This is a genomic window from Agriterribacter sp., from assembly GCF_035444585.1.
Taxonomy (GTDB): Bacteria; Bacteroidota; Bacteroidia; order Chitinophagales; family Chitinophagaceae; genus Agriterribacter.
Genome location: NZ_DAOMOZ010000154.1, coordinates 1 through 10,455, shown reverse-complemented (window position 1 = coordinate 10,455; position 10,455 = coordinate 1). Strand labels below are relative to the sequence as shown.

The window sequence follows — 10,455 nt, the reverse complement described above, 5'->3', positions numbered from 1 at the left end:
TCGGATTTCGAGCTTTCGACTTCGGGCTTTACGCCCAAATGCGGTGCTGACCCTCCTTGCCTCGGGTACCGACCGCTTATGGCTTCGGATTTGAATTTTTATTTGGTTCTTGTTATTTGGTCCTTGGCACTTGATCCCTGGTGCTTTGTATTGAAACCTTACAGCACAATATTTTGCACTTGTTCGCTCTTGTTCGGATAATCGGTATTAAAATGGAGTCCGCGGCTTTCATGCCTGAACTGAGCCGATTTAACAATAAGATACCCAACGGTGATCATATTGCGCAGCTGGCAAAGCTGTGGCGACACCTCCGTGGTTTTATACAGCTCTTCAGTTTCTTCATGCATCATATCCAGGCGGCGCATAGCACGTTCCAAACGGGTATTCGTCCTTACAATGCCCACATAGTCGCTCATCAGCAACTGCAGCTCTTTTAAGCTCTGGGTAATAAGGATCATCTCTTTGGGTGCGGTAGTTCCTTCAGTCCGCCAGTCGGGTATGGTATCCCGGCGCCAGCTGCCCCATTCCCCGCCGGAATTATCCTTCATTTTCTTCACTGCATCCACGTATGCCCTGTGTGCAAACACCATAGCCTCGAGCAGAGAATTACTGGCAAGCCGGTTAGCTCCGTGAAGTCCGGTTGAAGCACATTCTCCCGCCGCATACAAATGCCTGATCGAAGTTCTTGCCCATTCATCTGTTTTAATACCCCCGCAACTGTAGTGTGCGGCAGGCGCTACGGGGATCATGTCCCTGGCCACATCTATACCAATAGACAGGCATTTTTCGTGGATGTTGGGAAAGTGATGCAGGAATTTTTTCTGGTCCATGTCACGGCAATCCAGCCACACATGCTCCGTACCTGTTCTTTTCATTTCATTGTCTATGGCCCTTGCCACAATATCTCTCGGGGCAAGGTCTCTGCGGGCATCGTACCTTTCCATGAAAGCTTCACCATCGCTGTTGCGTAAAATACCACCGTCACCCCGTACCGCTTCTGTTATCAAAAAGGACTGCCCCTTTATACCGGGCTCGTACAACGCTGTAGGATGGAACTGGATAAACTCCATATTTTCAATTCTTCCCTTTGCCCTGTAAGCCATGGCAACGCCGTCACCTGTGGCAATAACCGGATTGGTAGTGGTGCGGTATACCTGTCCGTTGCCCCCGGTTGCCAGCAGGGTGATGCCTGCCCTCACCTTTTCAATTTTTTTTGTGCGCAGGTTCAATGCATATACCCCAAAGCATTCTATGTCGGGAGTAGACTTGGTAACCAAATAGCCCAAATGGTGCTGCGTAATGATATCCACCACAAAGCAATGAGTGATCACTTCTATATTAGATTGCTGCTTTATTGCTTCCAGGAGCGCTCTTTCCATTTCCTTCCCGGTTACATCTTTGTGATGCAGTATGCGAAACTCGCTATGACCACCTTCTTTCCCGAGCGCATAATCCCCATCCGGTTCCTTATCAAATTTTGCTCCCCATTTAATAATTTCTCTTATCCGCTCTACACCTTCCCTCACTACGATCTCCACCGTCTTTTCGTTACATAAACCGTCCCCGGCTATCAATGTATCCTCTATATGTTTTTCAAAACTGTCATTCTCATTGTCCCACACACCGGCTACACCACCCTGCGCATACTTGGTATTGGTTTCATCAGAGGTGGTTTTGGTAAAAATGAGGACTTTTTTATCAGGACAATCGCGGGCAACCTTTAAAGCGTAGGTAAGCCCTGCAATGCCGGAGCCTATAACAAGAAAATCGGTTTGCATGATCTCAATTCAATATTTGATGCAAGATAAGATGGACAATTTGAAAATGTAACTATTCACTATCGGCAGCCAGGTATCAGTTGAATATTTCGGATTTTGGATTTGTTGATTTCTGATTTTTAGTTTATCGTGTATTTCTTCGAATTTAGAGCTTACGGCTTCGGGCTTTACGCCCAAATGCGGTACTGACCCTCCTTGTGTCGGGTGCCGACCGCATTTATTCGATTTTCGGTTTTCCGGCTTCGGATTTTAAATACGTATTCTCTTCCTGATGCTTTGCCAAACCGGTTGCATATCGGGTGAAAGCTTAAAATAAATTACGCAGCCGCCATACAATAAAACAAATACAGCGCTGCGTAAAAACAAGCCTGTAAAGCCATGTATAGTTTTAAAGCCAAAATAACAGATGGCATAACAACAGCCTGCCATTACTACCGTATAAATACTGGCAGGCGTAAAAGGCTGCAGTTTGAATTTTTTCCAGAGAAAAACAATACGGATCAAATTGTAAATTATTCCCTGCGAGATAAGATTGGCCATGGCAGGCCCCCGTATACCATATTGCTTTGTAAGGAAATAGGTCAGGGGCAGCATAAATACAAGCAATACAATTCCGCTCACCAGCTCAAACCGCCAGTAGTTGGATGTGGCTATGATCTGCGCATTAAGCCCTGTGCCCAGATCAATTACCCTGCTGAGACCCAACAGTATAAAAGAGCTAAACCCTGCCAGATAAACGTCTTTCAGACCCAGGGTATGGATCGCTTCGGTATAATTAAGCGCTATCAATACAAAAATACCAGCAGCAAAAAGCAGCAAATTAATGGATGAACGCTGGTAAACCCTTTGCAGCAGCTCCATGTTCTTATCTTTCCAGGCCCTGGATAAATGCGCGATGGAAGCCGCGATGATGCCCCTTTGCGGCGCCTGTATTACACTGGTCATGATCTGCGCCAGTCCAAAAATACCTGCCTTGCTCAATCCATCGTCTAATACGGCTGCAATAACAAGGGAGTCAAATACTCCTGAAAGGGTAAAAACGATCATACCCGAATACGCAAAGAGACAAAGCGAAACAATTTTCTTAAAGTAACGCCGGGTAACCTTGCTCAGCTTAAAAGTGAAATGGATCTGTTTGGTAGCAACCAAATAGATAAACAGGGTTAAAGCTATGCCGGGATACGTAAAGGCATACAGCTTTATAAACACATCAAAAGCACCAACGACATGAAAAATGAAAAGAACAATAAGCAGGGTAGTGAACAGGCGCCACAATACTTCTTTTAAAAAATTAGTAACTACGGGCTTATGTATGCTCCAGGTATATGATTCAAGTATCGTGTATATCATTAACCCAAAACCCATGGGAAATATCCAGTAATAATATTTAACCAGGTCGGGTGAATTCTCGCCGAATTTACGGATCACCAGGTCCTTAAATATCCAGCCGGCCAGCATCACCAACAAAAAACCAATACAACCGATAAGCAATGCCCATGTAACCATATCATTTTTACGGGCAGAAAGGTGGTGACTATAATACGGATGAAACTTAAAAATATAAGAGGGCATAGCCAGGCTGGCAAAGGCCTGCATCATACTGCCTATAGCAATAAAAATACCCGTTAATCCATATTCAGACGGAGTAAACAGTCCCTCCCTGGTAAAGAAATACACATTGAGCATCCCCACTGCAAAACCCATATATATCACTATGGAAGAAATAATGCTCTGCCTTCTGATCATGCTCATGCGGTAAAGATAATCCTGTAAAATAAAAACAAATCCCGGCTCCTGTACATATTTGTTAATGATCAATGCCGGGGGTAACAAAAAATACTACCGATGGTTTTGATGTTACCGCCCGCCAAATGTGAACGGTAATTTTACCGTACCCCGCTTCTTGCCCCAAAGTCAGATACAGTCTTATTGCACTTTTTGAAAAGATCATTACTTAACCATTAAACCATCTTTTATGCAAGTTTTATCCAGCCGCGTTAAAGGTCCTCCTTAATAAAATCTTTCGCCGGGGGACAATTTTTAATTTCCTTTTATCTGCAGATGAACCGGCAAACCTTACCGGCCTGGCAGGGTAGGGCGTGATCCGCTTTCAACGAAAGGAAAGTTTTACAACTTAATTTTTTTTATGAAACGAAATGTGAAAGAAGGAGAAGATACCGGGAAAATGGTTGAACTCAGGAACAATGCAAAAATGTTCCTCCTCGAAAATCCCAATTACTTTGGTATACAAGACAAAGAAAACAAACTGCTCCAGGAGTTTCAGCCTGTAGTGGACCTTTTGTCAAATACGGGTTTTGAAGAATTGACCTGTGTAAGTTATAATCCGCAGCTCCAGCGGTTAAGCGCCCATATAAAAATAAAACAGGGCTTTGGCTATGCCGGGGGGCCCTGCACAAACGGGAGCAAGGAATTTGTACGCTTTTTTGTCAGCTACGATGGCGGCGCCACATGGGATGACGAAGGCGTGGTAGACTTTGATGCACACGACCTGGCATTTGACATTGATCTGTGTTATGAGCTGGGCAAAGCCTTCATACCCAAAAAAAGGAGTTGCTGCGACAGAAAAGCAGTGCTGCCGCTGGTTAAAGCGATCCTTTCCTGGAACACAATGCCACCGGCCGGCATATGGTGGTGGATGCCGGTTTGGGGCAATACCATGAATGCCGGTATACAGATCGCTCCGTCTAAAAGCATAATCTGCCATTTTCATCACCTTTTCGAAAAAATTGACATTAAGATCAGCGAAGAACAATTTGACTTCTTGGAAAATGCAGTAGCGGATTATGATTTCACAAGTACTACCCAGGAAAATATTTCCATAAAAGAATTAAAGCGTTATTACAGCGGCAAGGTAGAAGACGCAAGAATTGGTTACCAGTTCGCACAACAGTTGTTGGCAGATCCAAATGCCATAAGCGACAACAAATTTGCTTTCTTCAAAAAATACGACCTGGATCTGAAATCCATTCTTGAATTTTTTAAACCCAACAAATTCAATACGGGGTATGAAGAAGTAAGTTGTGTAGGCCTGAACAGGAACTTTAACCTGCTGAATGCTGCAGTACATGTTAAACGTTCCACCGGTTATTCAGGCGACCTGTGTAAAAAAGGCAGTTGGGAATATCTCGCCTACTATATGGATTTTGGCGCCGGCTGGGTTTATATGGGTACATCCTCCGTAAATGTGCATGATATTCCAACGATCCCCGATGAAGGTTTGTGGTACAATGCTCCATTATCGGTATACCTCACGCCATACCAGAAAAAATGGTGTGAAACAGGCAGGGCCAAAATAAAAGTGATCCTGTCATGGGCTGTTGTTCCGCCCGTTGATCCCAACTGGGTAGCGCCATGGGGCGACTGGGAAGAATGCAATGTGGAAATAAAGCCTTTACCCGCAGGTGTTCCCCAAGATGAAATTTATCCCTTTATAGAATTACTGGGCGGCATGCCCGTTGACCTGATCAGCAATGCCACAGGAAATGCTACAGGCATGCATACCCTGGGATTCACTGCCAATGATAGTCCGTTCGATGGAAATATCACCATCAGGGGACGGTTGTTCAATCAAAATGCGCATAGCTTTAAGTACCGCTTAATGATCACTGAACCGGCCACGCCCATTCATCCTGTGATGGACCAGGTGATCATAAAAACGGATACATTCGGCGTGCTGTCGCCTGCAATTACATTAACGCCTTCGATCCCCGATGGCTGGATAGACTATTTGGCCAATCCTTTTTCCAATACCGTGATCGTTGATGACCTGTTCGGGAATTTTGTTCCTTCCAAAAACGGCAAACATTATATGAGGATCGAATTCTGGGATGTTAGCGACAATGTAATTTACAACAGCAATACGGTGGTATTTAATGTAGATAAGATCTATCCCGATGTTGATATTGTTATTACCAGCGGAACAGGCGATTGCGGCGACTTTGCACCGGGCGATACCGTTTCGGGTACATACTCCATTTCAGACACTTATTGCCATTCCATGTCAATAAGCATAACACCGGCCGCAGAAGCAGCAGGATCCGTTGTTTCGATAGACGGTATAGCAACTTCTTCCCTGTCTTATGCAGGAGGCACTTTACCGGGAGCAGGACAGTCGGGAACCTGGCAGATACAAACACCGGCCACCATCAAACCATGCGGATACAATGTATGGATAAACGGGAATGACAGGACGATTGTTCACAGCAGCGGATTTTATCACCATAGCCAGCTGGCAAAAGGTTTTTGCATAGGCTGATCTTTGAGTGTCTGTAAATGTATTATTGTATGGAATGGTATCTGTTTGTTACGGGCTCATTGGCTGTGTGGAGAATAACGCATTTACTGCAGGCCGAGGACGGGCCTTTTGATATCATTTATCTGATCAGGAAAAAAGCAGGAGCGGGTTTCTTCGGGAACCTGCTCGACTGCTTTTACTGCACCAGCATATGGGTGGCGTTGCCGGCAGGCCTTTGCATTGGTAAAGACTGGAAGGAAATCGTTTTACTCTGGCTCGCCTTTTCCGGGGCCGCCTGTTTGCTTGAACAACAGACTTCTTCATCCAAACATCATTCAAAAAATTAAAAAATGATCTATGAGCTGCTGTGGTAAAAAAAGAGCTGCGCTGAACGCTGAATACTATCGGCCTTCACCGGCGGCAAATCATCCAAAGGAAAACGCGGGAACCTCCGCCGGTACTGTTCAAATTGAATATACGGGAAACGCCGGGTTCAGCATCACAGGGAGCAGAACAGGAAAGCGGTACAGCTTTAACAGGAAGAGTGAAGTGCTGACCGTTGATCCGCAGGACGAAGCCGGCTTGTTAATGTATCCTTACCTGCAAAGAAAAAACCGTTGATTCAGGGTTCCACCCATACATCACTTTCTTTAAGCAGGTTAATGAGCTCCTCCACTGCTATACTGCTGTCAACAGAACGTTTTACTACTTCCTTACCCTTATATAAAGTTATTTTGCCCGGACCGCTGCCTACATACCCAAAGTCTGCGTCGGCCATTTCGCCGGGGCCGTTTACAATACACCCCATAATAGCGATCTTAACCCCCTTGAGATGATTGGTAACTGCACGTATTTTAGCGGTGGTTTCCTGCAAATCGAACAGGGTTCTGCCGCAGGAAGGACAGGAGATGTACTCGGTTTTTGAAATGCGTGTACGTGTTGCCTGCAGGATGCTGAAAGCCGTACTGTTGACAAATTGCTCGGGGCTTTTGTTATCAACATAATTCCGTCCGCTGGCATTGAGCTGCCCGTAACGATTGGAAAGCAGCGCATAGCTTTCCGCGTTCATTCCCAGGCAAATGCCATCGCCGAAGCCATCTAAAAACAGGGCGCCGGTTTCGGTAGCAAAATGTATAAGATGCTCATCGGGCGTTTGCCGGTTGCTGTCTGTTATTAATACGGCAGGATTACGGATCTCCTTTTGCAACAATTCCATAAACATATGCCGTACCGATTGCATGGCATTTTTATTGCTGCTGCTCAGCGCCAGCACAACCGCAGGATCATTTTTTATTTTATCCAGCTTGTTTACATCAAACGCATCGCCTTCGTTAAAGCAGTCGAGCATTACAACATTCAGTATGCCGCTTTTGCTTTGTTGACCGGTATTAAGATATTCCTCAAAAGAAAACAGGGGATAATATTTCTCTTTATCCGAACAGTGTATCCAGCGCTTTGCGGGAAGCATCACTTTTAAGGTTCCCGGTAAAGCAAAAGGCAATTCATCTCCGTCAAAAAATATATAATCGGCCGCAAGGTCGCTGATGTTCCATTTATCAAGCGCTTCATCATAGCTGTAACCGATACGTTGTAAAACTTCTTTTGTAATGGCGCCCGCTTTACCCAGGTCGGCTATAACCACGGGAACATGGTGCCCGCCTATGTGATTTACCACAAAAGTTTCCCGCCGCTTATACTGGAAGGGAGAGTAGTGAGTGGCAGGTGGTAAGTGGTAAGTGGTAAGTGGTGAGTGGTGAGTGGTGAGCGATTCCTTAGGATAGCGTTTTACAATATCACGGCATACGGGTATCTCAAACTCGGGGTCTTCGGTGAGGGATACCCGTATGGTATCACCAATGCCATCTTCCAGCAAAGTGCCGATGCCTACGGCAGATTTTACTCTTCCGTCTTCTCCGTCGCCGGCTTCCGTTACGCCCAGGTGCAGCGGGTAACATTCCCTGAACTCATCGGTCATCTGCCTCACCAGCAAACGGTAAGCCTGCACCATTACCTGCGGATTGCTCGACTTCATGCTCAGCACAATATTGTGAAAACTTTCATCCCGGGCGATCCGCAAAAACTCCATAGCGCTTTCCACCATGCCCATGGGCGTATCGCCATACCGGCTCATGATGCGGTCGCTCAGCGAGCCATGATTGGTTCCGATGCGCATAGCCGTTCCGTACTCTTTACAAATTTTCACCAAAGGGGTAAACCGTTGTCTTATTCTTTCTATTTCGGAATGGTATGCGCTATCGGTATATTCAATAAATTCAAACTTCTTTTTATCAATATAGTTACCGGGGTTTACCCGCACTTTTTCAACAATACGTGCGGCAATTTCAGCAGCATTGGGTGTAAAATGAATATCGGCGATAAGCGGTGTATCGTATCCTCTTTTGCGGAGTTCATTTTTAATGTTGAGCAGGTTTTCCGCATCTCTTTTACTGGGCGCGGTGATCCGGACCATTTCGGCACCGGCTTCAATGCAACGAACAGACTGCTCAACCGTGGCCAGGGTGTTCATGGTATCGGTAGTGGTCATGGTTTGCACACGAATGGGATGAAAATTGCCCGTTAATAATCCACCAATATTCACTTCCCTGGTTTTTAGCCTTTTATATTCAGTTAAGGATTCACAATACCACTGCATAATATAAGTATAAAAGAAAACTGATGCAAAGGTAAACAAAACTAAAATGGCAGAAAGGACGATCAGCCATTAGCCATTAGAGCACTCTCTGCTCATAACTCAAGGCTGGTCGCTGAAAGCCAGCTCCGGAGTTTGTGGTTTATAGCTTTTGGTTTACCTGTCTGTCCATCAGATTTAAAGGTGTTAAAACTTCGACTCCTTTGGAGTCGCTCAAATTTTTTCTCTTCTTTTATAAACCTTGTATCCTTTCAGGATAGGAAAAAACCTGTTCCAATAGCGGTCTGACCCTTCTGTGGAGGGTACCGACCGCTTTAAGGATATTGACCTGTATTGACCCTGAAAGGGTCCAAACGTTTATAAACTATACGATAAAAAGTATACGACCCTGGAAGGGTCGAACAACAAATACTGAAGCCTGTATCCATGCAGACAGGTTTGGTTCTTGTTATGTACTTTTTGGTGCTTTGTATTTCGCCGGATTTCTAACTTTTACCTTCGGGCTTTGTGCCCGGCGCATTCGAAAGACATATCAATATTCCACGCTGTATTCAGCCGTTTCCGGCCGGTTGAGCATATCGCTCAGGGTGGTTAAAAAAGTGAGCGTTTTTTTATCGTCCGACAAAATGGTTTGGTTGCCCTTATATTTTTTTACTTTTTTAGGCAAAACAATGATCGTTTTGTAATTCATATCACCCATCATCATTGACATTTGCTGCAGCATTTGCATAGATGAATCATTCTGCACCTTACTGGTGAATAAATCCTTATTGACAAGTGTATTGGATAGTTTCCCCGGCACGGCGGCGAAAGCAAAAGCATCACGCGCGGGGCTCAGAATATTTTTGTCTTTTGTTATATCTGCCGGCATAGTTTCTGCCGGCCCGCTACCGCCGGGATCTTTCAATTTATTTGATACTCCCAATTTGTCTATTACCGACAGGTAAGATGATTTGAGTTGCGGTAAGTCACCTATATTTTTGAAGGGAAAATTGAGAACGATAATTAATTCTTTCTCTGCTTCATCTACCTGCATCCGCAGGCTTCCGTCCCTGAACATTTCCTTTTCTTTGGCAGTAAGCGCAGTGGAAGTGTCTACAAAGGGTTTAAAGTAAACAGTGGAATCTTTATTTGCCGGTATTTTAGCATCATCTTTATTTGCCTGGCCAAACTGGTCCATGAGTTGCAGCATTTTGCTCATATCCAGGGTAATTGTATAAATACCGCTGTTGTTTTTATTGATCACAATTTTTTCTTCTGTGTCCAAACAGGAAGTCAGGAACACAAAAAAGAGCAGCGAAGCAATAAGGTATATTTTCTTTGTCATATTTTATGGATTGATATTGTAAAGTTAGAAAGACAGGCTGCAATATAACTGAATGTTTCGTATCTTTTTGCATGAAAATGTTCCCTCTGCTTTTCACTTTATTTTTTATCATAAAGCATATGAACGCCCAGGTAAAAACAGATGCATGGCTTTGGCAATTGCTACACGATAATGCTTCCGGCCCACTCCTTCACATATTAAACAATCCCGACAGCTTCCGGTACCAGTTGATCTATACACAGATCAACCGCGATAAAAACAATAAGCCTTCTTTCGGGCATCATTACCTGCATGTTGACAAAGACCGGTATTTCAATCCTGCCTCTACCGTAAAAATGCCATTGGCTTTCCTTGCATTGGAAAAGCTGAATACCATGAATAAACGCGGGGTAAATAAATACACCCCAATGCTAACCCACATTGCAGTTACATCGGTGTAAAAGGT

The 10,455-nt window shown here is 44.6% G+C and carries 8 protein-coding genes; 4 read left to right on the top strand and 4 right to left on the bottom strand.

Annotation, left to right across the window (positions count from 1 at the left end; all coding sequences use genetic code 11):
• Window positions 1–158 precede the first annotated feature (158 nt).
• Both nadB and PLH26_RS15355 read right to left on the bottom strand, forming a co-directional pair.
• A complete protein-coding gene (gene nadB / locus PLH26_RS15360) occupies window positions 159–1,778 on the bottom strand; it encodes an L-aspartate oxidase (RefSeq protein WP_324586915.1) in 1,620 nt (539 codons plus the stop codon).
• A 249-nt stretch (window positions 1,779–2,027) separates the two neighbouring features.
• Window positions 2,028–3,611 (bottom strand): polysaccharide biosynthesis C-terminal domain-containing protein, encoded by a 1,584-nt coding sequence (locus PLH26_RS15355; RefSeq protein WP_324586914.1) that lies wholly within the window; start codon window positions 3,609–3,611, stop codon window positions 2,028–2,030.
• A 313-nt stretch (window positions 3,612–3,924) separates the two neighbouring features.
• Between PLH26_RS15355 and PLH26_RS15350 the strand changes: the two genes are divergently transcribed.
• From PLH26_RS15350 to PLH26_RS15340, 3 genes are read left to right on the top strand one after another with little or no spacing between them, the layout of a single operon-like run.
• A complete protein-coding gene (locus PLH26_RS15350; protein ID WP_324586913.1) occupies window positions 3,925–6,054 on the top strand; it encodes a hypothetical protein in 2,130 nt (709 codons plus the stop codon).
• A gap of 29 nt (window positions 6,055–6,083) precedes the next feature.
• On the top strand, window positions 6,084–6,380 hold the full coding sequence (locus tag PLH26_RS15345) for a DUF1360 domain-containing protein (RefSeq protein ID WP_324586912.1): 297 nt from the start codon (window positions 6,084–6,086) through the stop codon (window positions 6,378–6,380).
• Window positions 6,381–6,390: 10 nt separating this feature from the next.
• A complete protein-coding gene (locus PLH26_RS15340; protein ID WP_324586911.1) occupies window positions 6,391–6,654 on the top strand; it encodes a hypothetical protein in 264 nt (87 codons plus the stop codon).
• Window position 6,655: 1 nt separating this feature from the next.
• Here the strand turns inward: PLH26_RS15340 and ispG are convergent, their stop codons facing one another.
• Both ispG and PLH26_RS15330 read right to left on the bottom strand, forming a co-directional pair.
• Window positions 6,656–8,686 (bottom strand): (E)-4-hydroxy-3-methylbut-2-enyl-diphosphate synthase, encoded by a 2,031-nt coding sequence (ispG, locus tag PLH26_RS15335; RefSeq protein ID WP_324586910.1) that lies wholly within the window; start codon window positions 8,684–8,686, stop codon window positions 6,656–6,658.
• Window positions 8,687–9,215: 529 nt separating this feature from the next.
• A complete protein-coding gene (locus PLH26_RS15330) occupies window positions 9,216–10,010 on the bottom strand; it encodes a hypothetical protein (RefSeq protein ID WP_324586909.1) in 795 nt (264 codons plus the stop codon).
• 119 nt (window positions 10,011–10,129) lie between these two features.
• On the opposite strand from PLH26_RS15330, the gene PLH26_RS15325 reads away from it, so the two are divergent.
• Window positions 10,130–10,450, top strand: a complete 321-nt coding sequence (locus PLH26_RS15325; protein ID WP_324586908.1) for an RNA-binding protein — start codon at window positions 10,130–10,132, stop codon at window positions 10,448–10,450.
• Window positions 10,451–10,455 lie beyond the last annotated feature (5 nt).

What these genes read in the sequence shown, in the direction of transcription:
- nadB (WP_324586915.1), bottom strand. Translation starts at nt 1,778, where the DNA reads ATGCAAACCGATTTTCTTGTTATAGGCTCCGGCATTGCAGGGCTTACC.
- PLH26_RS15350 (WP_324586913.1), top strand. Translation starts at nt 3,925, where the DNA reads ATGAAACGAAATGTGAAAGAAGGAGAAGATACCGGGAAAATGGTTGAA.
- PLH26_RS15345 (WP_324586912.1), top strand. Translation starts at nt 6,084, where the DNA reads ATGGAATGGTATCTGTTTGTTACGGGCTCATTGGCTGTGTGGAGAATA.
- PLH26_RS15340 (WP_324586911.1), top strand. Translation starts at nt 6,391, where the DNA reads ATGAGCTGCTGTGGTAAAAAAAGAGCTGCGCTGAACGCTGAATACTAT.
- ispG (WP_324586910.1), bottom strand. Translation starts at nt 8,686, where the DNA reads ATGCAGTGGTATTGTGAATCCTTAACTGAATATAAAAGGCTAAAAACC.
- PLH26_RS15330 (WP_324586909.1), bottom strand. Translation starts at nt 10,010, where the DNA reads ATGACAAAGAAAATATACCTTATTGCTTCGCTGCTCTTTTTTGTGTTC.
- PLH26_RS15325 (WP_324586908.1), top strand. Translation starts at nt 10,130, where the DNA reads ATGAACGCCCAGGTAAAAACAGATGCATGGCTTTGGCAATTGCTACAC.